Source organism: Amycolatopsis sp. NPDC114504, assembly GCF_055633595.1.
The window spans coordinates 64,415-88,587 of record NZ_JBVKDU010000004.1 but is presented as its reverse complement, the minus strand read 5'-3'; the positions used below and the strand labels follow the sequence as shown (position 1 = coordinate 88,587).

The window sequence follows — 24,173 nt, the reverse complement described above, 5'->3', positions numbered from 1 at the left end:
GATAGCGGTCAACGCGGTGCGGTCACCGCGGGGATGTCGTAGTTGGCCGGCGACGGCGGCCGGATGCCGAGCCGCGCGGCGATGTCCCGGAGCTCGGTCAGGACGGACTCGAGGACGGGCACGCCGTAGGTCCGGCGCCGGTCGGCGAGCCGGCGTCGTCGGTCGCCGGGCAGCCGCGGTGGGTTCCCGGCGTCGACCGGGCTGCCTTCCCGGATTTCGCGGCCCAGCTCCGCGAGGTGCGCGTCGACCACCGCCGGATCGCCGACGGCGTCGAGACGGAGGCAGAGCACGAAATGGCCGACGCCTGCTTCGCCGTCTTCGTAGGTGTGCCGGCTCCACCGCGCCCCGGCGAGCGGGCCGCAGAGAAGCTCGACGAGCAGGGCGAACCCGGAACCCTTGTGCCCGCCGTGGTCCTGGCTGCCGCCGCCGAGGGGCAGCAGCGCATGCCCGCTCCGGCCAATGAGGCCGTCGACGGTCCCGCGGACGTCGGTGGCCGGGCGGCCGGCGGATCCAGCGCCCAGCCGGGCCGCATCGCCCCGCCCGTGCGGCCGAGCTGCTCGAGCTTCCCGCGTGACACGACGCTGGTGGCGCCGTCGAAGCAGATCGGTCCCTGGCTCGTCGGCACGGCGTAGCACAGCGGGTTGGTGCCGAACATGGGTTCGCGGACACCTATCGGCGCGACCTGCGGCACGGCGTTGGTGGTCACGACCGCGAGCACGCCCGTGCGAGCGGCTCGCTCGGCGAACCAGCCCGCGATGCCCATGTGGTTGGACCGCCGCACCAGCGCGACGGAGACACCGGTGGCGCGGGCGCGGTCAGCGGCGAGATCGACGGCCGTGCACAGCGCCGGCTGCCCGAGGCCGTTGTGAGCGTCCACAACGCACACCCCGCCGTTGTCCTGGACGACCTCCGGGACGGCACCGGCGTCGATCATGCCGTCCCGGAGGCCTTCGACGTAGCGCCGCAACCGGGCGACGCCGTGGCTTTCGACCCCGCCGAGGTCGGCGGAGACCAGGACGTCCGCGGTGACCTCGGCGTCCGTGCGCCGGGCTCCCGCCGCGCGCAGGGCGGTGGCGGTGAAACCGGTCAGTTCACCGGCGCCGACGAGACGCCGGGCCGTTTCGTGGCGGGTCATGACGCACTCCTCGGTGAGCGGCGCGGGATGAGCAGGGGCACGGTCACGACGACCGAGACGGCCGCGAGGCCTGCCCAGTACAGCCGGTCCAGCCCGCGGGCGCCGAGCACCAGGAAGAGCGTGCCGCCGCACAGCGACCCCAGTGCCTCGCCCGCCGTCCAGCAGACCTGCCGGAAGTTGAGCCGCTCGAGCGAAGTCGGGAACGGAAGTGCCGCGAACGCGGTGTTGAGCATGGGGGTGAAGACCATCTCCGCCAGCGCGAAGAGCGCGACGGCGAGCAGACAGGCCGAGAGCACCGGGAGACTCGAACCCAGCGAGACCATGGAGACGCCGAAGACCACGGTGGCCCCGCCGAGCAGCGGCATCGGCCGTGCGCCACGTCGCAGGAGCGCGGCGACCACCGCGGTGACCGACGACTGGAGGACGACGATCGCGACGGCCGGGCCCGACAGCAGGGCCGCCCGCATCAGCGGTGTCGTGATCCGGTCGGCGACCAGCAGCGCGAACGCCGAGTAGAACTGCGCGTAGAGGAAGGTCGCGAGCGTCGCGATGACGACTGTGCGCCAGGCCACCGGCTGCCGCAGGACCGACTTCAGCCCGGCCCGGTTGAGCGGCCAGGCCGTCGGCGTCGGGGTCGGTCGGAGCCCGGCGGGCAGCCACCGGATCAGGACGGCCGAGGCGAGCAGGTAGCAGGCGGCCACGGCGACCATCAGGGGACGCGCGTCGCCGGCGACGTAGAGCAGGCTCGCGATGAACGGACCGGCCGCGCCGCCGACGTTGAGCGCGATGTTCATCCACGAGTACGCCCGGTTCCGCTCGACGTCCCCGGTGGTGCGTTCGGCGATGAGGACGCGCGCCAGCACGTGGTGCACGCTCACGCCGAACCCGGCGATCAGCAGCGCGACCATGAGCAGGGCGAAAGTGTGCAGCAGCGCCAGCAGCGCGAAGCCCGCGGTGGCCAGCAGCCAGCTCGCCCACAGGATCGTGCGGTAGCGGAACCGGGGGAGCCAGTGGTTGACCGCGAGCGAGGCGAGGCCGACGGTCGCGAAGTAGAGGAAGAGCCCCGCGCCCACCGCTCCCGGCCCGGCGCCCGGGTCCTGAGTTGCGATCAGGACGCCGAGCGCCGGGACCACGCTGTACTGGCCGAGGCTGCCCAGCAGGTTGTCCCAGGCCAGCACCTTGACCACCGGTTCGCCGCGGCTCTTCTCCGCGGCCACCGGAGGGACTTCGGACAGTCCGGTCATCGAGCCGGCTCGGTCTCGATCGTGACCGACCGGCGCACCCCGGCTTCGACGGCGTCGATGTCGGCGTCGAGCGGTGCGTCGAAGATGGCCGTGATGGCCCGGTTCGACGACTCGGTGATCGGCAGGAGCCGGTCGCCACGCTTCTTGAGCACGAACAGCTCGTGCAGCGTGGGCGGCGCGTGCTCCTCGACCGGTCGCAGCGGCGGCCAGATGCCGGTGGTGTCGGCGAGCCAGCGTGGGCGTACCTCGCCGGTCCCTTCCGCGTGGACGTCGAGCAGCGTTCCCGGGACGTGCTCGAAGTAGACCTGACGGCCTCGCCGCCGGAACGCCGGCTGGTAGCCGGTCGGACGGCCCATGGCCGCGTCGATCAGCACCGGCTCGACGGCCTGGCCGGTCGCGAGGTGGTACAGGGGCAGGCAGGCGTCGCCCGGCGCGCGGGCCGCGATCTCCATCAGCACCACGCGGCCCTCGTCGGTGATCCGGTATTCGGCGTGGGCGAAGCCGGTTTCGAAGGCGAGCCGGTCCACGACGCCGTGCTGGGCATCGGTGATGAGACCGGCCTCCCGCTCGTCGAGGTTGGCCGGTGGAGTCGTGTGGACCAGTTCGACGAAGAACTCGGTCGACTCCTCGTTGGTCCCCTTCTGGGTCAGCAGCGTCACGATCGGTTTGCCGTCGAGCACGATGGAGTCCACGTTGTACTCCCGGCCGGGCACGCGCTCCTCGACGAGGATCCGGCTACCCGGATCGAGGTTCTCGACGATCCCGGTGAGCGCGGCCGCGTCGTCGACCAGGCGGACGCCGATGCTGGACTCGCGGTCGAGCGGCTTGACCGCGGCGGGGAACGGCCCGTCGTAGGTCGCGCCCGCCGGTCCGCTGACGAGCACCGACTTCGGGCTCCACTCGGCGAGGTAGCGGCGTTGCAGGAGCTTGTTGCGGCAGACCCGCGCCGCCCGCTGGCCCGGACCGGGCAGGCCGAACAGGTCGCTGATGACCTGGCCGGCCTCGACGTAGACCTCGGCGGCGACCAGCACGCCGGTGATGTCGTAGGCCGCCGCCCAGCGCGTCGCCCGGTCGACGATGCCGCTCAGGTCGCCGCCGTCGTGCAGTGCGACGTCGGCGAGGCCGGCGAAGGGATGGCCGGCGGTGCCGAGCAGCTCGAGACCGCGCTGGACCATGGCCGATCCCCGTGGCTGGGAGACGGCCAGGACGGCGACGCCTCGAGCGCGCAGCTCCGTCAGGTACGGGCCGATCTTGGACAGGTCGCTCAGGACGATGAAACCCGGAGTCTTCCCGGTGGTACCCATGAATTTCCGCTCCGTCGTCGTGGGGTGGGTCAGTCGTGCCGGTCGGTGTCGGAGGCCGCGCGGAAGATGGCCAGCCCTTCGGCCAGCTCCGCCTCGGTCGTGGTGAGCGGGGGCATGATCTTGGCCATCGCTCCGCCCAAGGTGGACGGGACGCACATCAGCAGGCCGTGGTCGACGCACTCGGTCACCACGCGCCGGGCCGTCGGCGGGTCGAAGGCACCGTCCGGCGTGGTGAACGCGATGCCGGCCACCATGCCGATGGCGCCGACGACCCGGCGCCGGTCCGGTCGTCGCGCCGCCCAGCCGGACAGCCCCGCGGCGAGCTGCCGGCCGCGCTCGGCGGCGTGGGCGACGAGGCGCCCGTCGGCGAAGAGCGCGAGGTTGGCCTCGGTGGCGGCGAGCGCGACGGGGTTGCCGCTGTGGGTGCTCGTGAGCTCGCCCGGCCGGAGACCTTCGGTGAAGCGCGGGTCCCCGACGAGGACCGCCGACACCGGCAGCGAACCGGAAAGACCCTTGGCGCACAGCAGGAGATCGGGGCGGACCCCGGCCTGCTCGCAGGCGAAGAGCGTGCCGGTCCGGCCGAAGCCCGACTGGATCTCGTCGAACACCAGCAGCGCCCCCACCCGGGTGCACCAGTCGCGCAGCTTCACCGCGGCCGCCGGGTCCAGCACGCGCAACGTCGAGCCCTGGTACAGCTCGCCCAGCACGCAGGCGACGTCTTCGGGGCGCGCGCCGACCGCGTGCAACTCCGCCTCGAGCGACGCCGGCGTCCACGGCTCGCCGAGGGCGGGGAAGGGAACCCGGACGAACACGTCGTCGCACTCCGGTGCCCAGTCGCGCTGGGCGGGGAGCCCGCCGGCGAGCTGGGCGCCCAGGGTCCGGCCGTGGAAGGCGCCGTCGAAGGTGACGATGGCGGCGCGCCGCCCCCGCGCCCGGGCGTAGCGGCGGGCGATCTTCAACGACCCTTCGACCGCCTCCGCTCCCGTGGTGTACAGGACGCACTGCGGGAACCCGGTGAGCTCGCTCAGCGCGCGGACCACGCGGGCGCGCACCTCGGTGGGGAACATGTAGGCGTGCAACAGGCCTTGGCGAGCCTGTTCGGCGATCGCGTCGGCCACTTCGGCTCGCCCGTGTCCCGCGTTGGCGGTGAGGATCCCGCTCGTCCAGTCGAGCCACGACCGGCCGTGCCGGTCGAAGACGCGGCTGCCGTGGGCGTGGTGCCACACCACGGGGTGCTGCGTGTGCATCGTCGCGGGTTCGTGGCGGCGCAGGGTATCGAGCACCCACGCGTCGTCGATGTCCGTGGCGGTGCCGGCGCCCGGCATGGCGTGCCCGGTCACGAGGCCCGCACCGTCCACGAAGTCCCGCTGGTGTCCGAGGCGGTCACGGTGACGGCCACGAGGACGTCGTCCCCGGTGTTGACCAGCCCGTAGTAGAGCCCGGCGGGGGCCACGCCGACGGACCCGGGGCCGATGTCGTGCCGGGTGGGCTCGGGCAGTGGACGCTTGGGCGGTGCGTCGAGGGGGTAGTGGGCGGACGGGACGTAGCAGCCCGCGGGGGCCGGCTCGGTCTCGTCGAAGACCTGGAACTCGCCCCGGCCCTGCAGCACCACGACCATCCCGTCGGCCCGGGGGTGCATCCGCGCGGAAATGTCCTGGCCGGGCGCCAGCCGCCAGGCCGCCGCCTGCATGCGTTCGCTGGCGAAGAGCCCGAGCTTGCGAGCCACGCTGTCGGTACACGGCGTGGTGGGCACGGTGAACGTGCGCAACGTCATCTGAACACCTCTTCCGGTCGTGGTCACGCTTCGAGGAACTGCACCTGCATGAGCTGCGTGAAGTACTTGCCGCTGGACCGGATCGCCACCCCGGAGGTCTCCAGCCGCACCCGGCGCGTCGCGACCGGCTCGAGCTCTCTGTCGAACCAGGCGCCCGCGTCGACGTCGACGTCGTCGGCGACCAGCACCGTCTTCTCGCCGCCCTCGTCGGGGAGCGCGATCACGCGGATCGCCCGCGGGAACCCGGTGCGGATCACGGGTACGGGCCGCCGCTGGAGCCGGATGCGCGTGGGCACGCGGAGTCCGCCGAGGTCGAAGTCGAGGTGCTCGGGACGCGATTCGTTGCGGCTGGGCGAGCTCCACCCGGTGTGCGGGCTGCCGTCGAGGAGGAACTGCTCGTTCCAGAAGTCGTAGCGGTGGCAGCCGGAAGAATCCGTTACGCGGCAGGTTTCGATGAGGGGCATGTCGGCTTTCCCTCCTAGACGGTGCTGACCGTGGCGAGGACGGCGTCGACGTCGGCGAGGTCGCGGACGACGAAGTCGGCGTGGGCGCGGGCCGCCTCGGTGTGCGGCAGCCGGCGATCGACGAGCACGGTGGTCAAGCCGCTTTCGCGGGCTCCGCGCAGTTCGTCGTGCTGGCCGTCGCCGACGAACGCGCAGTGCGAAGCGGCGATGCCGAGCCTGTCGATCGCGCGCCGGTACATCTCCGGGTGTGGCTTCAGGCGTCCGACGCGGTGGGAGAACACGGTGACGTCGAACCATTCGCGCAGGCCGAGCCGGTCGAACAGCCACTCGGCGTGGTCGGAGGCGTTCGTCACCAGCGCCAGTGACGTGCCTCCCGTGCGGAGCCGGTCGAGCAGCGGTACCGCCTGCGGGTCGACCTGCGTGCTCGCCACGAAGGCGGCGAAGTGGCGTTCGACGGCGGCGCCGGCCGCGTCCGGTGACACCCGGACCTCGGTGGTCTTGGCGGACAGCACGATGCGCGCCACGATGCCCGGAACGATCGACGCCATGGTTTCGTCGTGGAGCTCGTCGTAGGCGGGCTTCCACCGAGCGAGGTCCAGGCCGAGGTCGGCGGCCACTCGCCCGAAGAACGGGTTGCCCGGTTTCTTGTGGACCAGGGTCGAGAACAGGTCGAAGCAGATCCCGTCGATTTCAGCCATGAACGCTCTCCTCTGTCCGATCAGGACGAACGCGCGCCGCGACCATCGGCTGGTAGTGGCCGCTCTCGTCCGGGAAGTACCAGCGGATGTCGCCGAAGCCGGTCGCGGCCAGCGCGGCGTCGAACTCGGCGCGCCGCAGCACGCGGTAGTCGGTGGTCCGGACGGTCGTGTCCCAGCCCGGCCGGCCGCGGTTCTTGAGGGTGAGGATGTGGATGGTGGTCAAGGTCCGCCGGTCCTCGGCCCAGTCCCAGGCCTGGGTGATGACGCTGCGGTCGTCGCCCTTGCCGAACAGCTCCGGCATCAGCCCTGGTGCCTCGTCCCGGAGGACCTCGTCGTAGTCGCGGATGGTGGCGACGAAAACGCCCGACGGGCGCAGGCACCGGCGGACGGCCGTCAGCGCCTGCCGCAGGTCTTCGTCGGTGAGCAGGTGCGTGAGGGAGTTCGCGCCCGAGATCGCGGCGTCGAACGTCCCGCCCACGTGCTCGTCGACGTGGCGGACGTCGCCGGTCACGAACCGCGCGTCGAGCTCGCGGGCCGCGGCCTCCCGGCCGGCCCGTTCGACGGCGCGGCCGCTGAGGTCGGATCCCGTGACCCGGTAGCCCCGGCCGGCGAGAGGCAGTGCTTGCGTCCCGATGCCGCAGGTGCAGTCGAGAACCTCGGCGGGAGGCTCGATCCCCGCTCCGGCGAGCGCCGTCGCGATGGGTTCGGTGTAGCGCACGGCGAAGCTCCACCAGTCCTCGTACATCCGGTGGTAGGTGTCGGCGAGGTCGTCGTAGAACTCCGGGTCGTAAAAGGGCATGACCGGTCCGGCTCTCCTTTCCGGGGACGGGAAACGGTTCAGGCGAACTGGAGCGGCCGGTCCACCGGCCGGCCGAGCGGGCGGCGCCGCTGCTCGCGCAGGACGCTCTGGCTGATCCAGTTCAGGCCCAGCCGCTCGGCGACCGCCTGGGTGCCGGTTTCGACCCGGGCACCGTTGACCGCCAGCTCGTGAAGCAGTATTTCGGCCAGCTCGGTGTTCCCCGCCAGGCGCACTTCGCCGTCGCCGTCCACCGCGTAGGGGCTGTCTTCCATGCCGAACCGCAGGATGTCCACGTCGCTGTCGGGTTGACACGCGTAGGTGGCCAGCCTGCGCAGCGCGCAAGCCCGTTGGCCGGTGCGAGGGCCGACATCGAGCGGTGCGAAGTGATCGGCGGCCTGCTGGGGCAGGACCGCCGCGCCCACTGTGACCGTCACGTGGCGTTTCTGGACGCCGGGTTCGGCGAGGTCGTGTTCGAGGCTCTTCGCGGCGGCCACGACTCGTTTGAACTCCACGTAGCTGTCCGGGAACGGCAGCCGCGGGGAGAACCCGAAGAGGATGGTCACGTTGAGCTGGCCGCTGCTTCCCAGGCGCAGCAGAGGGTGTTCCACGGCGTACCGCGACATGGCGTGGCTGCGCGGGAACTGCACCCACTCCACCTCGTGGAACAGGCCCAGCCGGCACCGCGCCTCGATCGCGCTCCGGTAGACCTCGAACTGGATGGCCGGCGAAGTCCGGCCGTAGTCGGCGCCCTTGCTCGTCGAATAGGTGTCGAGATCGGACGACGTCAGCTGATCCGACGGCCGGTAAGCGAGGACCGCCTCGGCGAACCGCGCACTGTCGACCGCGTCGGCCGGCCTATCACCGAACTGACGCTCCAGTTCGCACATCAGCTGGAGTTCGACCGCGGATTGAATGGTGACGAAGTGCGCTCCGCCGAGGTGCAGCGGAAGCCCGCACTGGCTGACGCGTTCCCATTCCCCGAAGCGGGCGATGCTTTCCCGCACCTCGGCACCGTTGCGGCTCGCGCCGAAACTGATCAGGAGGTCGGGGCAGCGGCGCTGGAGCTCGCGGCTGATCTCCCGGTAGACCTCGTTGCTGGTGGTCTGCTCGTGCGTCCTCCGATTCCTCGCGTGGTAGTGGTAGTACCGGCATCCCATGCCGTGCAACGCTTCCGCTTCGGCGAGCAACGCCGAGGGCGACGTCTTGATCGTGCCGCCGCTGCAGATTTCGTCCAGGAGAGCGTCCCCGGTGAGCCGGTGGTTGGCCGGCGTGAACTTGGCGCCGGTCGACGCGCAGCCCAGAACCAGGGACTTCCCATCCGTGGTGGATTCCACTATTCGCCCCCAAGCGTCCGGCGAATACCCGGACGCCGCTAGTAATGGTCAAATGGCGATGAGGAAACCCTACGACGGATCCGAACGGGCGTGCGACTGCACGTGCGGCAGTTTGTCAGGTCAACCGCGTCCGGGACCGGACATCCCGGTGCCCGCACCGGTGGCGGGCCGGGACATCAGGTCGCGTATGCGCTGGATCCGCAGGGCCAGTTGCAGGTCGACCGCTCGCTCCGGCTTCTGCCAGTCGTCGCCGAGCAGCTCCGCCACGCGCTCGAGGCGCCGGGCCACCGTGTTCGGGTGGACGTAGAGCCGGTCGGCGGCATAGGTGGGGCTGCCTCCGGCGTCGAAGTACGCGGTGATCGTCTCGAGCAGGTGGGTGTGGCGCTCGGCGTCGTAGCGCACCACCGGCCCGATCGTCCGCCGGACGAAATCGCCGACGTCCGGCGTGTCGGAGAGCAGGAGACCGACGAAACCGAGCTGGCCGGTCGAGGCGGCGTTGCCCGCGCCGCCGAGCGCGGTGATCGCATCGAGGCACCGGCTCGCTTGCCGGTACTCGGACAGGATCGAGCCGGGGTCCGACGCGGGCCCGGCCGCGCCGACGGTCACCGGCGTGTCGAGCAGGGCGGTCAGCTCGTCGCGGACCACGCGTGCGGTCGCGCTCGCGTCGGTGCCGGGGACCACCAGCACCGCCGCGCCGTCGCGCATGCTCCGCAGGCCACCCGCGCGATGGGTGAACGACGACGCCCAGATCAGCATCTGGCCGTGCGACTTCTCCTCCGGCCGGGCGATCACCACGAGGTAGGGCTCGCGCAGGTTCATCCCGAGCCGACGTGCGCGACGGTCGAGCTGACCCGGTGGGATGGGCGAGCCGCCCAGTACCTCGTCGAGCAGTTCGTCCCGATCCGGGCCGCTGACGGCGCCGGTCCGCCGCTGGACCAGGAACGCCACCGCGGCCGCCTGGGCGAACATGCGCAGGCGTTCCCGGTCGATCTCCTCGGTGCCACCCGGCCGGGCGACGATGGTGCCGACGCCTTCGTTCCCCGCGACGACCGGAATCGCCACCCGGGCGTCGGCCAGCCACACGGGCGACCGGTCGGTGTGCGCGGCCACCGCCCCGGCCGCGACGGCTTTCTCGACTTCGGGCAGCCGCTCACCCGACGCCGACAGGACGGCACCGTCGGGCCCGCAGATCACGACATCCCCGTGAATCCTCCGCGCCACCTGCTTGGCGACGCCGTCCAGGTCCGGCTCGGCGAGCACTTCGTCGAGCAGTTCGGCGTGCTCCTCGTTCAGCTGACGGGCTCGGCGGAGCCCGTTTTCCAGCGCGGTGAGCCGATCATTCAATTCCACCGCCGTCGCGGTGATGTTTTCGAGATTTCGGACATTCTCTCCGGCAATTCCGGTGAGATCACCCAGCGAGTTCAGGACACTCCGTTCCGGGGGCGTGTGCTGAATCCGGCGATCCCCGGTCGCGTCCCGATCACCCTTGTTTCGGTCGGCAGACATCAGTGTGCCGTTCCCCCAAATCCCGTGCCCGGCCGAGCCTGCGCGACGGCTCCGGCGCTCGAGCCCACCCCGCTCGCGCTCCCCGGCGTTCCATGCTACATCGGGAATAATGGCCCATTCGGGTGGCAGATATCGTCGGTTCGGTGGTACCGGGCTATTTCCGGTCGGCCGAACGAAATCAACGGGCGGGGCAGGGAAGCGCGACGTCCGCGCCGAGCGAACGGATCGCATGGGCGATCGAAACGAGCGTGGCGTGGCGGTGCCAGCCCGCGAAGGACCGGCCGGCGTAGTCGCGGATGCCGACCGGCGCGGCGATGGCCGAGACGTCGCGGTCGACGCGCTCGACGAGACGCGACAGGTACAGGAGGTCGGCGGTCGGGGCGGCGATCCGGTCGGTCAGCCACACCTGCACCAGCCGGCCGGTGGGCTCCGAGATCCCGAACAGCAGCAAGTCGTCCCCGTGTACCGGCGGTCGCACCCGCACCCTCGTGGTGACGAGCCGGCTCCGGGCCGGAACGCCGCGGCCCAGGTGCGCGGCGGAAGCGAGGATGTCGCGCGCGGGGATCGGCTCGGGGCTGTGTGCGGTCATCGCGGCGTCCGTGACGACGAACGGCAGGTCCTCACCGACCCGGGCCAGCAAGGGCCGGCCGAGGGCGCGCAGCCGCCGGATCGTGGCGCCGGCGTCCGCTTGCCGGGCGTCGAGGACGACGGGCAGGTCCGGCAAGGACCACTGCTTCGCGACGGCGGTGAAAGCGCTGACCGTGCAGCCGGAGAGCGTTTCCACGCAGGTGCTCTCCGGGATGCTCGCCCGGGCTCGGCGGCCGCTGTCCTCCACCCAGGCTTTCGGCAGGTGGAGCCGCCAGTTGACCGGCGCGGTGAAGCCGTCCGAAGCCGCCCAGACACCGGCCGCGTGCTGACCCGCCAGCACCTGCCCGGCCGTCGGCTCGAACCGGCGGCCCACCCCGACGGAGTGCCGGCCGCTCTTCGGGATCGTGACCGGCCGCAGTACCCAGGCTCGCGGGGTGGCGCGCCGCAGCACGTGCTCGGCGAGGGCGTGGCGGACCGGCTCCCAGTTCCAGGTGGAGTCACTGATGAAGTGGTGGATGTTCTGCTCGGTGGCGTCGCCGCCGAGCTCGGCCGCGATGTTCCGCATCGTCTTGCGACCGGGTGTGCGCAGCAGCCCGTGGACGTATCGAGTGCCTTTCGCGCGCTGATCGGTTCTCGGCAACGACCGCAGCAGCTCCACGCACAGCTCGTCGACGGCGGCCTCGTCCCACGCCGGTCTGTCGTTCGTTCTCCGTTCGATGTGCTGACTGGCCCGCATCTCCACCCTCGTCTCCCGGCTCCCCATTCCCGTCACCCCACCGTCGTGGAGTGGAGGATGAGGAGCCAGGTGGGGCCGGGACCGAAGTGGGGAACCGGCAGGTGGAGACGCCACCATGAGTGAAATTCGCGTTCGGCCGATCACGCGGTGTGGGCCACCACCGAGTGTGGCCCGGCCACCGGTCAGGCATGCCGAAACTTCGGCGGCCGCTTCTCGGGTGAACGCCGCCATGTCCGCGGCTACCCGGAGGTCCGGGCGACCCTGGCCAACCTGGTGGCGGCCACCGGGCAGCTGAGGGCGCGGGCGTGACCAGCGTTTCGCCGCGGCGGGCGGGCGCGGCGGCAGCCCGCCGCGGTACCCGCGCCGCGCGCCGGCCACCCGCGCACGGTCCGGCAGCGCTTGGCTGCGGGAACGCCGGCGCTCGCTCGAGTTCATGCCGCCCCGGCCCACCGACTACGCGGGCCGGATCCGGCAGAACTTGAGGTGCAGGTCGATGTGGCGGCTCGACGGCGAGATGACCTCGATGGCGAGCACCGGAACGCCGACGAGAGCGCGCTCGGTGAACGTGTCGCGCCGGCCGACGAGCACGTCGGGGATGAGCACCGTATGGTCGTCGAGGACGACGTCCAGCGGGGCGGGCAGGACCTCGCAGTCCGCAGGGCAGACCGGGGTGAGCGCGGCGAGCAGACGCGGGACGACGCTCTGGTGCAGCGGGCGCAGGGACGGGCTCACTGTACGGCCGTGAATTCGCCTTGCGCTTCGGCGCCGAGTCGACGGCAGCGATCTGGCCGTTGTTCGTGAATGGTTTGTTGACGACGTTGTAGAGCCCGTCGTTCGACTTCGGGTGGCAGATGCTTACCCAGCGGGCCCTGCCGTGGCGCGGAGTTCGTCATCGGGCGCCTCCCCGTTGGTCGGTCTCGGCCAGTCGTGGCTCGGGTTCGCGCATCTTCGGGATTGTCCCGTGCAGTCGGCGGCTGGCGGCGAGCAGCGGGGAGACCGATAGGATCGGCGGGTCGTTGGCTCGGCGTGGCCGGAGGAGGATCTCGACGTCGGTCTCGGCCGGACGGCCCCGCTGGACGTGAACCGGGCCCCAGGAGCCGACCCGGCACTGGTCGGGCCGGACCTCGGTCAGCGCGGCTTCGACGGCGGCGTCGGCGGGCAGGCTCATCACGAGCGCCATGTAGCTGCCGTCCACGCCGATCCGGAGATACGCCTCGGCCGTGCCGCGCACGAGGGTGCAGGCCGCCGGCCACCCCTGGGGGATGCCCGACTCGAACAGCCCGACGAGAGCCAGGTGCCCGGCGGGCAGGCCGCTCAGCCGGATCCGCAGCGGCGGCCCCCGCCGCGGTTCGACCGGGACGGAACCGGCGAGCACTTCCTCGAGCGGCAGGGCCGCGAGATCGCGAGCGAGCCGCCGGAAATATCGGGGCGAGGTGCCGACGAGCCGGGTGAACTGGGTGGTGAAGGTGCCGAGGCTGGAGTACCCGACGTCCATGCAGATCGTGGTCACATTGGCCTTCGTCTCCAGCAGCAGCCGCTTGGCCTCGGCGATCCGCAGGGCCGCGAGGAACCGCGCCGGGGTGGCGGAAGTGATCTGGCGGAACACCCGGTGGAAGTGGAACGGGCTGAGGCACGCGACGCGCGCGAGCTCGTCGAGTGAATGCGTACTGCCGAGGTCGGCCTTGATCCGCCGCAGCGCCTGCCCGACCGCCCACAGGTGGGCGTCCTCGGACTTGCTGGTGGCTTTCCGAGTCTTCACCAGCGCTCCCAACGTCGTCGCAGGCCGTCTCCGGCCGCGGCAGGAGGACCAGGACCGTGTGGTGCCGGACGCGCCGGGTCAGGCCACATCAACGCCCATCCGCCCGTGGCGCCCTGCGCTTCGCGGAGGAGACCGGAGATCTTTGCGATATCGAACACGCCCCGGTGCTCGACGATCCGGTTCCCGTCGAAACGGGAGGTGTTGGATCCGCCGACGGCGAATCTCTTGCCGGTCGCGGGAATGCCCATGAACTCGCCGGTGTGCGAACTGTGCGGCTCGATCGCCTGGGTCGGGAGATCGCTTTGCAGAATGGAACCCAACACCTCGACCTTAGTCGTCGTCCGCGCGTTCGCCGCCTGGCCGAACCGGTGCGCGACGCCGTCGCGGCCCGGCGGGTCCCACGGCGGGGCGAAGTGGTCGACGAACTCGGGGACCAGGACGTCCTGGATCATCGCGAAATCCTTCGATAACAGCGCGGCGCCGAGGTGGCGGCGCCCTCGCCCTCGCCTTCGGCTTTCATCCGGGCCGACTCGTCCACGTCGCTTCCCGTGGTCACGCCGTGGTGTTGGGCAGGGTCCGGTAGACCTGCCCAATCTGCTCGAGCAGGGGGTCGTGTCAACGCACCCAAGTGCTCGACGGCTCTGCCGTCGGCCAGCCGCAGCAGGCCTGCCCATCCGCGCGCAACCGCACCGCGCAGCCGGCGGCCGGCCCGATGTTCAGGTACGGGCCGGAATAGGTCGCCGAAACGGTGAGCCGCGTGCCGACGAGATCGCGCTCTGCGACGATTCCTCGATTTCGATATGGATGTCGAGAAAAGCGGTGATGAACCGCTGCATCTCGGCGGCCGGCAGGGTGCCGTCCCGGTCGTGGCGGACTGCTTCCGGGGGCCAGCGAGGCATCATCGCTGGCACGTCCCGGACTTTCCAGGCATCGACCACCCCTGCACGACGGCCCTGTTGGTGGCCGGCCGGTTCGCGTCGGATGTCACGAGAACCCCCGAATCCACGTCGATGGCGGTCGTCGAATCACAGCCATCTGACCACAGCGGCACGGGTTCGGGTTCTCCGAGATTGTCGAAACAGCAGACCTTGACGGGCCACGAAGAGCCGCCGACACTGGGGTCGGCTCCCGTCCGTTCTGTGGTCACTGGGAAGGGCAGTCCACGTATGCCGATCATCGAGTCCGTCCGGCCGCGCCCGCGCGCGGCGCCGATCCCGGCCGAGGGACAGGATGGGTTGTTCACGCAGACTTGGTTCCCGGTTTGCCTCAGCGCCGACCTGCCGCGCTCGGGCGGGATCGTGGGTGCCGAGTTTCTCGACGGCCGGGTGGTCGCGGTGCGTTCGGCCGAGGCGAGGTCGCGGTGCTCAGTGCGTACTGCGTCCACCTCGGCGCCGATCTGGCAGGGGGGAGCCTCGACGGCGCGGGGATCCGGTGCGCCTTCCACGACTGGCGGTACGGAATGGACGGACAATGCCGGTCGGCTGGCCCGGGCCGGGAAGCCGGCCTGTTCCGCTTCGCGACCGTGGAAAGTACGGAATCGTCTGGGCGTTCAACGGGACCGACCCGTTGTTCCCGATCCCGGTGGCTTCGCCGCCGGAGCCAGGTTTGCCCTCGGTGGACCACGTGGCCGCCTTCGACCAGCGCCTCGCTGTCGACCCGTGGGTGGTCGCCGCGCAGACCCTCGACTTCCAGCACTTCTCGGTGCCGCACGAGGGAAAGTTCGTCGGGAACCCCAACGATTCCTTGTCCTGGAACGACTTCTCGGTCGGGTATCGCTAACCACGCGCTGATGCCGGGCGGCGAGGAGTGCAAGGTCTGGGCCTCCATCCACGGGAGCAACATCTTCTGGCAGCATGGCACGCTCGACGGCCGGTGGCTCCGGTGGATCACCGGGCTGGCGGCGCCGCGGGCGGGGACAACGGCGTCGTTCTTCGGCTGGAGTACCCAGCGGGTGCCCGGTGAGCCGCCGGAGGCAGCGGATGCGTTCCTGACCAAGGTGCAGCTGTTCATGCTCAATCTGCTGGCCGAGGACGCCCCTGTCCTGACAACCATCCACTACACGTCGGGACTGCTGACGCCGGAGGACCGGCCCTCGCGGAGTTCTTCGGCTATCTGCGCCGGTACCCGCGCGCGAACCCCGCCCGCCAGTATCTCCGGTGAAGCGAATGACCGCGCCTTGGCGAAACCTCCGGCGTCGGGTGCTGACCCCGGATTCACGCAGTGGCTTCCACGTCAAGGACGACGCCGCCCGCCGGCTGCTGGAGGCCGTCGGCCGGTCGTTCCTGCACGGTTTCGCCGTCGCGGCCGAGGCATGGGGACCCGAGGACGTCCCCGATGCGCTCGACCAGGTCGCGGTGCGGATGCGAGGGTTCTGCTACGAGGGCGCGGCGATGGCGTTCGCGATCCGCGACGGGCTCTCGGCACGAGGCCGCAACATACCGCGATTCGTTGCGGAGTTAGGAGAACGGCACGGCTATATGGTTCACGTCGGGATCGGTTGGGCGCTCGCGAGGCTGCCGCGGTGCCCGCATGCCCGCATGCTCGCTGCGACGAGAGGTCTGGTGCTGCGTTGGCTCGTCCTCGACGGATACGGGTTCCACCAAGCCTACTTTCACACCGTGCGGTACGTTCACCAGCGGCTGCGCGACGTTCCGGCCCCCCACGTGAGCAGTGCGGCCAAGACGTATTCCGCCCGGGCGATCGACCAGGGCATCGGGCGCACGCTGTGGTTCGTCGGGGGGACCGACCCGGCCCTGGTGGTCGTCCGCGCGGCCGAGACGGGCTTCGTGGTGGACCATTTCCGCGCGACCGTCCGATTCGGACAAAGCGCGGCCGTCGAACCCGTGCCCACCCCGGAAGGATCGCTGCTTCCCCGTCGACCCGGCCACCGACTACGGTTCGGTGCTGTTCCAGGGCACCCGCTTCCGGCGGTTGTCCGGATACCGTCCTCGCCGCGATGAGCTGCGTCGCGGAGATCGCGCCGGGACCGGTGGAGGGGGTGGTTCTGCGGGTTCCTGCCCGCCGGGCTGGTGGTCGGCGATCCCGGCCGCCGGGACGCTCTGATGCACGCCGTCCAGTGCTGTGTCCCGGACAAGACCCTGCTGCCGGTGCGCGTCGGCTGGCAGGAGATCGTCCCGGGCGCAGAGGACGGCTCGGTCACGGTGACCGCGACCGAGCGTGGCCACGACATGGACACTCACGACATGGACACTATGTGTACGACCTCGTCGTGCGCGACGCCCGGGATGGGCCGGTCGAGCGGTGGCGTTGGCTCGAGTTCCGGGCGTGGCCAGGTGCGACGTCCGCGAGCCGTGGCCTGTGCTGCTGCTCGGCCCATACTGGGCGCGGCGGTGAGCCACCTGGGTGCGGAGTGCACCCGGCTGCGCCGTGGTGTCTGACGAGCAGGGACTCTCACGTCGTGAGCGTTCCGCGGCGGCGATCACGGCCGCAGCCGGCGCGGGAACAGTCGTCCGGTACCGGCCGGGCGGCAGGCCGGAAGCCGGCCGAGACCTGCAGGTTTCGGCGTTGCACGGAGGCGGCGTGACATTCGCCGTCGCGGCCGCGGTGCCAGTCGGATGCGATGTGCGGCCACTGCCGCCCGATAGCGGACAACGGTGGCCGACGTTGCTCGACGCCGACGCGCTCGCCCTCGCCCGGCTGGCCGGCCGGGAAAGCGGCGAAGTATTCGGGCGAACTGCGGGCCGGGTGTGGAGTGCGGTCGAGCGCCTGCGCAAGCTGGGCCACGCGGTCGTGTGTGAACCACTGGTCTTCGGCGGGGCCGGTCCGGACGGCTGCGTGCGATTCCGCTCCGGTTCCGTCAGGATCGCCACCTGCGTCGGCACGCTGCGCCACGCCGACGATCCGGTCGTGTTTTCGGTGGCCCCGGGAGACCGGCCGTGACCGGGCCGCCGTTCTACGAATACCGGCACGTCCTCGGATGCGAGGAGACCAATTTGGTCGGCAATGTCTATTACGTGAACTACCTGCGCTGGTAAGGACGATGCCGCGAGCTGTTCCTCCGTGATGAGGTGCCGAAGCTGATCACCGACATCCGGGCCGGCCTCCGGCTGCTGACGGTTCGCTGCGAATGCGATTACCTTGCCGAAACCACCGCGTTCAACGAGATCTCCGTGCGGGTGCGGCTCGACGACCTCACCCAGACCCGGATCGAGTTCGCCCTCGACTACGTCAAGGAGCACGACGAACTCGTGGCACGCGGCGACCCGCGCGTCGCGTGCCTGTGCAGACTGGACGATGACGTCCGGCCCTGCCGCGTGCCCGAGCCGCTCCGAGCCGCTGCGCGGTACCGCCGAACCGGTCGGATTCCCCCTCGATTCTCCTGCTCGGCTGATCGTCCGCGAAAGACGCGATAATAGTCGATCGTGTTAAAGGTGATCCTGCTTCCGGTGGGAATTCGACTTGACTGCACGTGATTTCAAGGCTCCTTCACGTGTCATCCCGTATGCTAGACTTCGAGAGGGTAGGGCTTCGGGGTGGGCGGACACGTCATGTCGTCGCGTTGACGATCTATCGCACAGTTTGGCCATTTCGTCGTGCCGAAATGCAATTGATCTTGGTCAGGTCATTTCGACCCGCGATTCCCCGGCGCCGGGCGGCAACGTACGCGACAAGTGGTGCGAAGGGGGGAACTTCCGTGCGCGTGACCGTGGACCGAGCGATCACCGTGATGTGGGAGCGATTCGGGGACCCGCTGACGCTGGACGACCTCGCCGACGCCGCCTTCGTCAGCAGATTCTATTTCTCGCGGGTGTTCAAGGACGCCACAGGAACCTCGCCGGGCCGGTTCCTGTCGGCCATCCGGCTGGCCAAGGCGAAGAACTACCTCCTGCGGACCTCGCTGAGCGCGGGCCACATCTCGACGATGGTCGGCTACAACAGCGTGGGTACCTTCACCAGCCGGTTCGGCCGCAGCGTCGGGATATCGCCGGCGCGGTACCGCTACCACTCGGAGTCGGGAGCGCCGGGTGCCTTCGTACCGTCGCCTCGCTGTCCCGAGCGCCGCGGCGAGCTGCGGGGGCGGCTCGAACCGGGCGCCCTCATGCGGCCGTACCGGGTGTACGTCGGGTTGTTCGGCACTTCGGTCGCGCAGGGACTGCCGGTCTCGTGCGCGGTCATGGAAGGTCCGGGCGACTACCGGCTGCTAGGCGTGCCCGACGGGACGTGGTACATCCGGGCCGCAGTGGTCGCGACCACCGACGTCGATCCGCGGCCGTGGGTCCGGCGGCCGCTCGGCGTGGGCGAGTGCGGGCCGGTGCTGGTCCGCGGCGGGGCGTGTGACGGCGAATGCGCCCTGCGGATCCGTCCCATGGCGCTGACCGACCTGCCGATCCTGCTGTTCCTGCCGGAGCTGGACTGTCGCGAAGTGCCGTGCCCCGTGCGCCTGCCGGTCGTGTCCGGGTGAGCGGACACGATGGGCGGCCCGGTCAGGCGCTCCATGAGTGCGGCCCTGAGGAGGGCCGGCCGGACGGCCCCGGGGGACGGGCGCCGGCGAGGAGATGCTCCAGCCTGCCGAACGCGGCCACCCAGAACTGGGTGAGCAGGGTGCGGTCGTGCGGCGCCGCCTCCCGCGAGCCGAACATCTCCCAGCCGGTGTGGAACACCTGGAGCAGGCTTCCGCCCAGTTGTGCGGGCTCGATCCAGAGGTGACCGGACAGCGGTCCTGGCCAGCCGAGGCGCTCCAGGGTGAAGCTCACGCTCGGCAGGTACGACGGGAACCGCTGCCCGGCCTCGACGTGCTCGGTCACGGTGAGCGCGGCGGTCCCGCTCGCGTCACCGAGCACGAACGGCATCCGGTCGCCGTTCGCGAACGAGCCGGCCGTGCGGCCCAGCCAGAACTGCAGGGCGGGCACCGCGGTCAGCGCCGCCCACGCCTCGAACGGTGACACGGGCAGCTCAGCTTGGACGTAGGGCCCCATACGCCGCCACGTCCACCGCACGTCGCGATCCGTGGCAATGTGGTCGGCCAGCTGGTCGAGGATGCCCGGCCAGCCCATGCCATTCCAGGAGCGCCAGTCGGCGGGGCCGTTCGCCCCGATCTCGGTCACCGTGAGCGAAGTGCTGTCGCCGAGCTCAGCGAGCTGCCAATTCACCCGCGTCGCCGGGCCGACGCCGACCCAGCGCCACCGGTAGCCGAGCCGCGCGGAGCGGTCGTCGCCATCCGGGGGCGCCACGACGTCGGTCTGGCACCGGAAGAACTCGCCGTCACGAAAGTCCAGGATGCTCGCTTCGCCCGGGCACGCCCAGCCCCGGCCGGTGACGGCCAGCCAGCGGCTGACCCGTTCGGGGGTGGTGAGTGCCTCCCAAACCGCGTCGATGCCCGTGGGGATCAGCACGGTGGTGATCAGCCGCTCCCACCGGTCCTGGGCGACCGGCCGCGCCGACGGGCGCAGCGGGGGGAACGGTGACGGTTCGTCCAGCGGCACGAGGAGCTCGTCGGGCAGGACGGTTTTGTCCACTGTAGTCACTGCGGCCTCCGTTCGGTTCGGGCGCGAAAGGCGGTTTGGCCCGCGATGGGGAGGCCACGGGCCGGACCGGTGAAAGGCCGGGAGTCAGCGCACCTGCTCCTCGGCGAGGTACCCCCCCATGTTGAACCGCAGGCTCGTCAGATAGCCGACCGGTTCGCCGTCGGGGTCCTGCACGTCGTACAGCGGGAGCATCCGGTAGATCTGGCCCTTGCCGGGTGCCCCGGCAGGAGGGATCGACCGCACGTCGTCGATGGTCAGGATGACGGGCTCCCGGTTGAACAACGTTTTGCCCAGCCTCGGCATGTCGAACAGGCAGCCGACGGCCATCCGGCACGCCTTGGCGGCCGGCCCCTCGCCCGCGTACGGATCGAACGGGGTGCGGATCTGGCCCGCAGACAGGCAGTCGGGGTTGAGCGTGGTGGTGATCCGGCCGAGTTCCTCGGACTCGGCGACCATCTTCATCTCGATGAGGTTGGTGTAGACCTCGGCGCCGGCCCACTCGCAGTCGGTGGCTTCGGACCGGACGACGCGCACGTACCCGTCGAACTCGACGTTGAACTCGCCGACGGCGGGGATGTTGAACGTGTCCCACGAGTGCAGGCCCAAGTTGTCGATGCCGGGCTCCGGCGGCGTCCACTTGACGACCGGGGTGCCCTCGTAGAGGTTCGGCACGCCGTCGACGGAGACAGGACGGCCGTAGATCATGGTCTTGACGTGATCGGCAGGGGTCATCACTCGTTCCTTTCGGGAAGTCCTGGCGGTGGCGCTAGATGCCCACGGTCCGGTAGTCGCAACACGTGCGTCCGGGCTCGTCCGGGATGCCGTCCTGGTCACTGTCGAGCTCGCCGTCGACGGTGCTGTAGACGTCGCGGGAGTTGAGGTCGATGCGGCCGTCGCCGTCCCAGTCGTTGAGCTTGCCCTTGAAGGTGCCGAGGATGAAGACGTTGGTCAGGTCGCGGACCTCCGGGTCGTGCAGCGTCGAGAGCACACCGTTGCCCGGGCGCAGGATCTCGCCGAGCGACTTGCCTGCCACGGAATCGACGTCGGTGTAGCCCCAGCCCTGGAACCGGCCGCGGACGTACCGGATCGCGGGCTCGCCGTGGACCAGCATCGACGGGTCGAGGTGCCAGTTGCCGTAGCGGGCGAACCCGATCCTGGTCTCGTGCGTGCCCTTCGACGGGTCGTCCGCGCGGCCCGACTTGAAGAACGTCCGGGGGACCTGTGACTCGAAGTAGAAGTTGCCGCGGTCGCTGCGGGTCCGCTCGGTGAACCCGCGGAACAGGTAGTTGTCCATGTGCGGCGAGCCGTCGGCGTGCAGCCCGGTGATGGTCTTGGCCATCAGCAGCTGCTTCTCGCGGGTGGCCACGTTCGGGCAGGCGTGCGCCTGGCCGTAGATCCGGGCCAGCCCGAGCGGTCCCAGCGACATCTTGCCCCAGTGCCGGTTGGTGGCGTCCAGTCGGACGTAGAGGTCGCAGTGGATGAGCAGGTGGATGGTCTCGTCGAAGGTGCGTCCTTCGGTGAAGACTGCGCCGCGGCCGTCGAACGCGGGGTCGCCCGTGGCGAGCTCGCTCGTGAACAGCGTCGACCACTCGGCGATCTCGGGGTCGGCGTCGCGCCCGAACCGCCGCAGTGCCGCGATCGCGTGTGGGCCGCCGAGCTTTTCGATGGCCCACAGGGTGCCCCAGCGGACCTCGCGGTCCTGTTCGGTCCGGACAACCTCGGAGAGCACTTCGAAGGCGTCGGGCAGATCGCGGTCCGCGTACTCGTAGACGGCCTGTTCGCGCAGCACGCGGTCCGGGTGGCGCAGCGCGTCGTGCCGCAGCTCGTCGTCGGTGCGGCTGTCGACACGGACGGCGGCCCGGTTGAGGGCGTAACCGAAGTCGCTCGCCCACGCGGCCGGGTCACCTGCAACGAACCGAGGGTCCACGCTCAGCGTCGTGCGGTAGGCGAAGTTCAATGCGTCCCGCTGTTCGCTCCGTAGCGACTCGAGGCGTGGGACGTCGACCGGAAGAGCGGCCTGAGGATCCAGTTGACTCAGCGACTGCGCTGATTTGTTGCACAGATCAATGGCCATCGGCTGTGCCTCCGTGCTGGCTGTGTTGGGTCTGCTTGCTGTCACGCTACGAGCGGTCCACCCGCGAAACTTCTCGCGACTTGCCATTGCGCCACCTGGTCTGTCGGCACTGGTGAGGGTCAAGTCGATCAGGTAGGGTCGAGGCGCGGACAATCTCATTCGCCGGGCCTGCTGCGCTGTCGGGGGAGGGTTGATGGGGACGAATCTCCGGTCGGGAACGGATTTGACATTTGTTCCGGTGGCTCGCCGGCCGAAACGAAGCATTCCCGCGGGCGAGCCGATTTCCGATTCTGTTGTTCGAATGGTCGATGACGGAATCGTTGTCGAACTCGGCGCGCGCTGGCGAGCCGGAGACGCCACCTTGGTGTTGGAGGCGATCCACGCGGCGGCCGACGGCGAGGTCCCGCTGACCCTCGTCCACCGAGGCGCGGGCGGCCGGAGCCTGCTGCTGGCCGCATCGGCCGAATGGCCGCGGCTGAAGTGCCGCGAGGTCGTGCGGGACGCGCACGCCGCGTTCCGGCCGCCGCCGCCGCGCTGGGCGCACCACCGCCTGCTCTCGGCCGGGCGGCCGATGTGTCCCACCGGGATCGCGATCTCCGGCGGCCTCGGCGGGCTCGGACTGGCGCTGGCCGCCCGGCTCGGCGCGGCGGGACACCGGCTTTGGCTGCTCGACCGGCGCCCGGTGAGCGGGCTCGCGGTCGCCGACCAGCACCGGCTGGCGGCGGTCGCGCGAGCGACTCGCGTCGTCGTGCACCAGGTCGACGTCACGAAGACCGTGCCGGACGGCCCTTTCCCGGTGACCGCGCTCATCCACGCGGCGGGCGAGCTGGAGCTGCAGCCGTTGCGGGACATCGGCGCCGGACGGCTGGAACGGTTGGCGCAGGCCAAGGCCGCCGCGTTGCGCGCGCTGGTCCGCGCGCTCGCGCCGAGCGGGCTCCGCTCGGTGCTGGTGTTCGGCTCGGTCGAATCGCGGCGCCCGCACCCGCTGTTCGGCGGGTACGCCCTCGCCAACGAGCTGGTCCGGCTCGAGGCGGCGAGGCTGCGCCGCAAGCACGGCAGGGTGCGCCTGGTCACCGCGGAGTGGTCGTTGTGGTCGGACGTCGGGATGGCGGGCCCGAGCGCGGGAGCGGCGGCCGCCGCGGGGTTCGCCACGGTACCGGCGGACTGGGGCGCCCGAGCCGCCGAACTGCTGCTGGACGCGGGGAACCCCGTGCCCGGCGAACTGGTACTGGGTGGTCCGCAGCCGACCCCGGACCGGCCGCTGGCGGCGATCGCCGGGGTCGCGGGCAGTTCGGTGGCCAAGGACGGGCGATCCGTGGACCGGCTGGTGGCGCTGTGCCGTCCGGTTCGCGGTGGTCGCCACCGCGCGTCGGGCGGGCGGGGCGCGGTCGTCCGCGCGGTTGTCGACGGCCGTGCGGTCGCGACCTGGACCTCGCCCGTTCATGACTGGGCGGACCGGCGGCCGGGATGATCCCGCACCCGATCGAGCTCGTGGCTGAGCTGCCCGTCGGCGCGAGCGTGGCCTGGCGGACGCTCGTCGAGGCCCGCCACGCGCGGTCGTGGTGGGGCCGGCTCGGTCGGGATATCACCCACGTCGCCCAGCAGGTTGTGGTCCGGACCGGCTCGGCGTCGCACTACCGGCTCTGGATCGAGACGCTGGAACCCGGCAGGCTCCTCGAGTTCACCTCCGCCTACCTCGGCGTCGAGCCGCTCACCTTCGTCCGCGTCGAAGTATCCGAACACCGACCGGACCGGACGCGGCTCAGGCTGTCGGAGCAGCCCGCCACCGAAGATCCGGCCACCGTCCACCAGGCACGGGAACTGTGGCGGCACCGGCTCGACCGGCTGACCGCCACGACTACGCAGGCCGGCCCGGACGACGGCGACGCGATCGTCCTGGCTCGCGGTCTTGGCGAGACCGGGCGGCGGCCCCTGCACGGCGCAGTGCTCTGTGACTGGCTGCCGCTGTCCGGGACCGGGTGGCCGCCGCGTTGGTTCCACGTCGTCGACTCCCACGGCGCGCGGCGGTTCCCGATCACCGGCTGGCAGGTCCATTACGATGACCGGCTCGTCATCGGGATCGACATCGTCTCCGGCACCCGGCCCACTCGCGCCGACATCGAGCTCGGGGTCAGGCGGAAGTCGCTGGAGCTCACCGTGCAGCACAGTGGCTGGCTGGCGATCGACATCGACGCCGAGGCGCGCGAAATGGTGCGTGACCGCTTCGCCGCGACCTGGCGGCACGCGCTGTGCCGGGCCGCGATGGTGTGACC

At 70.9% G+C, this 24,173-nt stretch carries 25 protein-coding genes and 2 pseudogenes; 9 read left to right on the top strand and 18 right to left on the bottom strand.

Going from position 1 to position 24,173, the window contains the following annotated elements; translation table 11 throughout:
* Positions 1-149: 149 nt before the first annotated feature.
* From ACZ7PG_RS30280 to ACZ7PG_RS30210, 15 genes and pseudogenes are all read right to left on the bottom strand, one after another.
* A pseudogene (locus ACZ7PG_RS30280) lies at positions 150-1,135 on the bottom strand (Ldh family oxidoreductase); the annotation flags it as partial.
* The gene (locus ACZ7PG_RS30275) at positions 1,132-2,379 is read right to left on the bottom strand and encodes an MFS transporter (RefSeq protein ID WP_470242525.1); all 1,248 of its coding nucleotides are present in this window, start codon (positions 2,377-2,379) and stop codon (positions 1,132-1,134) included. The pseudogene ACZ7PG_RS30280 and the gene ACZ7PG_RS30275, both read right to left, overlap by 4 nt.
* Positions 2,376-3,683 (bottom strand): ATP-grasp domain-containing protein, encoded by a 1,308-nt coding sequence (locus ACZ7PG_RS30270; protein ID WP_470242524.1) that lies wholly within the window; start codon positions 3,681-3,683, stop codon positions 2,376-2,378. The genes ACZ7PG_RS30275 and ACZ7PG_RS30270 overlap by 4 nt, the downstream gene beginning before the upstream one ends.
* 29 nt (positions 3,684-3,712) lie before the next feature.
* Positions 3,713-5,023: an aspartate aminotransferase family protein gene (locus ACZ7PG_RS30265; protein ID WP_470242523.1), complete on the bottom strand. Its 1,311-nt coding sequence runs from the start codon at positions 5,021-5,023 to the stop codon at positions 3,713-3,715.
* Complete coding sequence (locus ACZ7PG_RS30260) at positions 5,020-5,457, bottom strand: cupin domain-containing protein (RefSeq protein ID WP_470242522.1); 438 nt, start codon at positions 5,455-5,457, stop codon at positions 5,020-5,022. The genes ACZ7PG_RS30265 and ACZ7PG_RS30260 overlap by 4 nt, the downstream gene beginning before the upstream one ends.
* A 23-nt stretch (positions 5,458-5,480) precedes the next feature.
* Positions 5,481-5,921 carry a discoidin domain-containing protein gene (locus tag ACZ7PG_RS30255; RefSeq protein WP_470242521.1) on the bottom strand — a complete coding sequence of 147 codons (441 nt, stop codon included), beginning with the start codon at positions 5,919-5,921 and terminating at the stop codon, positions 5,481-5,483.
* 14 nt (positions 5,922-5,935) lie between these two features.
* Positions 5,936-6,619 carry an HAD family hydrolase gene (locus tag ACZ7PG_RS30250; protein WP_470242520.1) on the bottom strand — a complete coding sequence of 228 codons (684 nt, stop codon included), beginning with the start codon at positions 6,617-6,619 and terminating at the stop codon, positions 5,936-5,938.
* Positions 6,612-7,418, bottom strand: coding sequence for a class I SAM-dependent DNA methyltransferase (locus tag ACZ7PG_RS30245; protein WP_470242519.1), 807 nt, complete (start codon positions 7,416-7,418; stop codon positions 6,612-6,614). Before ACZ7PG_RS30245 ends, ACZ7PG_RS30250 begins: the two co-directional genes overlap by 8 nt.
* 38 nt (positions 7,419-7,456) lie before the next feature.
* Positions 7,457-8,752 carry a 3-keto-5-aminohexanoate cleavage protein gene (locus ACZ7PG_RS30240; protein WP_470242518.1) on the bottom strand — a complete coding sequence of 432 codons (1,296 nt, stop codon included), beginning with the start codon at positions 8,750-8,752 and terminating at the stop codon, positions 7,457-7,459.
* 120 nt (positions 8,753-8,872) lie between these two features.
* The gene (locus ACZ7PG_RS30235; RefSeq protein ID WP_470242517.1) at positions 8,873-10,102 is read right to left on the bottom strand and encodes a PucR family transcriptional regulator; all 1,230 of its coding nucleotides are present in this window, start codon (positions 10,100-10,102) and stop codon (positions 8,873-8,875) included.
* Positions 10,103-10,436: 334 nt separating this feature from the next.
* A complete protein-coding gene (locus ACZ7PG_RS30230; RefSeq protein ID WP_470242516.1) occupies positions 10,437-11,582 on the bottom strand; it encodes an IS701 family transposase in 1,146 nt (381 codons plus the stop codon).
* 453 nt (positions 11,583-12,035) lie between these two features.
* Positions 12,036-12,314 (bottom strand): Uma2 family endonuclease, encoded by a 279-nt coding sequence (locus ACZ7PG_RS30225; protein WP_470242515.1) that lies wholly within the window; start codon positions 12,312-12,314, stop codon positions 12,036-12,038.
* A 157-nt stretch (positions 12,315-12,471) separates the two neighbouring features.
* A complete protein-coding gene (locus ACZ7PG_RS30220; RefSeq protein ID WP_470242514.1) occupies positions 12,472-13,341 on the bottom strand; it encodes a helix-turn-helix transcriptional regulator in 870 nt (289 codons plus the stop codon).
* A complete protein-coding gene (locus ACZ7PG_RS30215; protein WP_470242513.1) occupies positions 13,338-14,015 on the bottom strand; it encodes an ester cyclase in 678 nt (225 codons plus the stop codon). The genes ACZ7PG_RS30220 and ACZ7PG_RS30215 overlap by 4 nt, the downstream gene beginning before the upstream one ends.
* A gap of 42 nt (positions 14,016-14,057) precedes the next feature.
* Positions 14,058-14,252, bottom strand: coding sequence for a hypothetical protein (locus ACZ7PG_RS30210; protein ID WP_470242512.1), 195 nt, complete (start codon positions 14,250-14,252; stop codon positions 14,058-14,060).
* Positions 14,253-14,590: 338 nt separating this feature from the next.
* Here ACZ7PG_RS30210 and ACZ7PG_RS30205 point away from each other — a divergent pair.
* From ACZ7PG_RS30205 to ACZ7PG_RS30175, 7 genes and pseudogenes are all read left to right on the top strand, one after another.
* Positions 14,591-14,818 (top strand): annotated as a pseudogene (locus ACZ7PG_RS30205) (Rieske 2Fe-2S domain-containing protein); the annotation flags it as partial.
* 137 nt (positions 14,819-14,955) lie between these two features.
* On the top strand, positions 14,956-15,120 hold the full coding sequence (locus tag ACZ7PG_RS30200; protein WP_470242511.1) for a hypothetical protein: 165 nt from the start codon (positions 14,956-14,958) through the stop codon (positions 15,118-15,120).
* A 386-nt stretch (positions 15,121-15,506) separates the two neighbouring features.
* Positions 15,507-16,301 (top strand): DUF1702 family protein, encoded by a 795-nt coding sequence (locus tag ACZ7PG_RS30195; RefSeq protein WP_470242510.1) that lies wholly within the window; start codon positions 15,507-15,509, stop codon positions 16,299-16,301.
* Positions 16,302-16,403: 102 nt separating this feature from the next.
* Positions 16,404-16,739, top strand: coding sequence for a hypothetical protein (locus ACZ7PG_RS30190; RefSeq protein ID WP_470242509.1), 336 nt, complete (start codon positions 16,404-16,406; stop codon positions 16,737-16,739).
* 142 nt (positions 16,740-16,881) lie between these two features.
* Complete coding sequence (locus tag ACZ7PG_RS30185) at positions 16,882-17,241, top strand: hypothetical protein (RefSeq protein ID WP_470242508.1); 360 nt, start codon at positions 16,882-16,884, stop codon at positions 17,239-17,241.
* 128 nt (positions 17,242-17,369) lie between these two features.
* Complete coding sequence (locus ACZ7PG_RS30180; RefSeq protein WP_470242507.1) at positions 17,370-17,714, top strand: acyl-CoA thioesterase; 345 nt, start codon at positions 17,370-17,372, stop codon at positions 17,712-17,714.
* Positions 17,715-18,001: 287 nt separating this feature from the next.
* Complete coding sequence (locus tag ACZ7PG_RS30175) at positions 18,002-18,763, top strand: helix-turn-helix transcriptional regulator (RefSeq protein ID WP_470242506.1); 762 nt, start codon at positions 18,002-18,004, stop codon at positions 18,761-18,763.
* 22 nt (positions 18,764-18,785) lie between these two features.
* Here ACZ7PG_RS30175 and ACZ7PG_RS30170 read toward each other — a convergent pair whose 3' ends face one another.
* The 3 genes from ACZ7PG_RS30170 to ACZ7PG_RS30160 form a co-directional block, all read right to left on the bottom strand.
* On the bottom strand, positions 18,786-19,826 hold the full coding sequence (locus tag ACZ7PG_RS30170) for an SRPBCC family protein (protein ID WP_470242505.1): 1,041 nt from the start codon (positions 19,824-19,826) through the stop codon (positions 18,786-18,788).
* 84 nt (positions 19,827-19,910) lie between these two features.
* Positions 19,911-20,558: a DUF6073 family protein gene (locus tag ACZ7PG_RS30165; RefSeq protein WP_470242504.1), complete on the bottom strand. Its 648-nt coding sequence runs from the start codon at positions 20,556-20,558 to the stop codon at positions 19,911-19,913.
* Between the two features lie 34 nt (positions 20,559-20,592).
* Positions 20,593-21,753 (bottom strand): HEAT repeat domain-containing protein, encoded by a 1,161-nt coding sequence (locus ACZ7PG_RS30160; RefSeq protein ID WP_470242503.1) that lies wholly within the window; start codon positions 21,751-21,753, stop codon positions 20,593-20,595.
* A 448-nt stretch (positions 21,754-22,201) separates the two neighbouring features.
* Here ACZ7PG_RS30160 and ACZ7PG_RS30155 point away from each other — a divergent pair, with 448 nt between their 5' ends.
* Both ACZ7PG_RS30155 and ACZ7PG_RS30150 read left to right on the top strand, forming a co-directional pair.
* Positions 22,202-23,371 (top strand): KR domain-containing protein, encoded by a 1,170-nt coding sequence (locus ACZ7PG_RS30155; protein ID WP_470242502.1) that lies wholly within the window; start codon positions 22,202-22,204, stop codon positions 23,369-23,371.
* Positions 23,372-23,391: 20 nt separating this feature from the next.
* Entirely contained in the window at positions 23,392-24,171 is a 780-nt protein-coding gene (locus ACZ7PG_RS30150; RefSeq protein WP_470242501.1) for an SRPBCC family protein, read from the top strand.
* The last annotated feature ends 2 nt before the right edge of the window (positions 24,172-24,173 follow it).

What these genes read in the sequence shown, in the direction of transcription:
- ACZ7PG_RS30190 (WP_470242509.1), top strand. Translation starts at nt 16,404, where the DNA reads ATGCACGCCGTCCAGTGCTGTGTCCCGGACAAGACCCTGCTGCCGGTG.
- ACZ7PG_RS30155 (WP_470242502.1), top strand. Translation starts at nt 22,202, where the DNA reads ATGGTCGATGACGGAATCGTTGTCGAACTCGGCGCGCGCTGGCGAGCC.
- ACZ7PG_RS30255 (WP_470242521.1), bottom strand. Translation starts at nt 5,921, where the DNA reads ATGCCCCTCATCGAAACCTGCCGCGTAACGGATTCTTCCGGCTGCCAC.
- ACZ7PG_RS30230 (WP_470242516.1), bottom strand. Translation starts at nt 11,582, where the DNA reads ATGCGGGCCAGTCAGCACATCGAACGGAGAACGAACGACAGACCGGCG.
- ACZ7PG_RS30165 (WP_470242504.1), bottom strand. Translation starts at nt 20,558, where the DNA reads ATGACCCCTGCCGATCACGTCAAGACCATGATCTACGGCCGTCCTGTC.
- ACZ7PG_RS30260 (WP_470242522.1), bottom strand. Translation starts at nt 5,457, where the DNA reads ATGACGTTGCGCACGTTCACCGTGCCCACCACGCCGTGTACCGACAGC.
- ACZ7PG_RS30250 (WP_470242520.1), bottom strand. Translation starts at nt 6,619, where the DNA reads ATGGCTGAAATCGACGGGATCTGCTTCGACCTGTTCTCGACCCTGGTC.
- ACZ7PG_RS30245 (WP_470242519.1), bottom strand. Translation starts at nt 7,418, where the DNA reads ATGCCCTTTTACGACCCGGAGTTCTACGACGACCTCGCCGACACCTAC.
- ACZ7PG_RS30270 (WP_470242524.1), bottom strand. Translation starts at nt 3,683, where the DNA reads ATGGGTACCACCGGGAAGACTCCGGGTTTCATCGTCCTGAGCGACCTG.
- ACZ7PG_RS30215 (WP_470242513.1), bottom strand. Translation starts at nt 14,015, where the DNA reads ATGGGCAGGCCTGCTGCGGCTGGCCGACGGCAGAGCCGTCGAGCACTT.
- ACZ7PG_RS30195 (WP_470242510.1), top strand. Translation starts at nt 15,507, where the DNA reads ATGACCGCGCCTTGGCGAAACCTCCGGCGTCGGGTGCTGACCCCGGAT.
- ACZ7PG_RS30275 (WP_470242525.1), bottom strand. Translation starts at nt 2,379, where the DNA reads ATGACCGGACTGTCCGAAGTCCCTCCGGTGGCCGCGGAGAAGAGCCGC.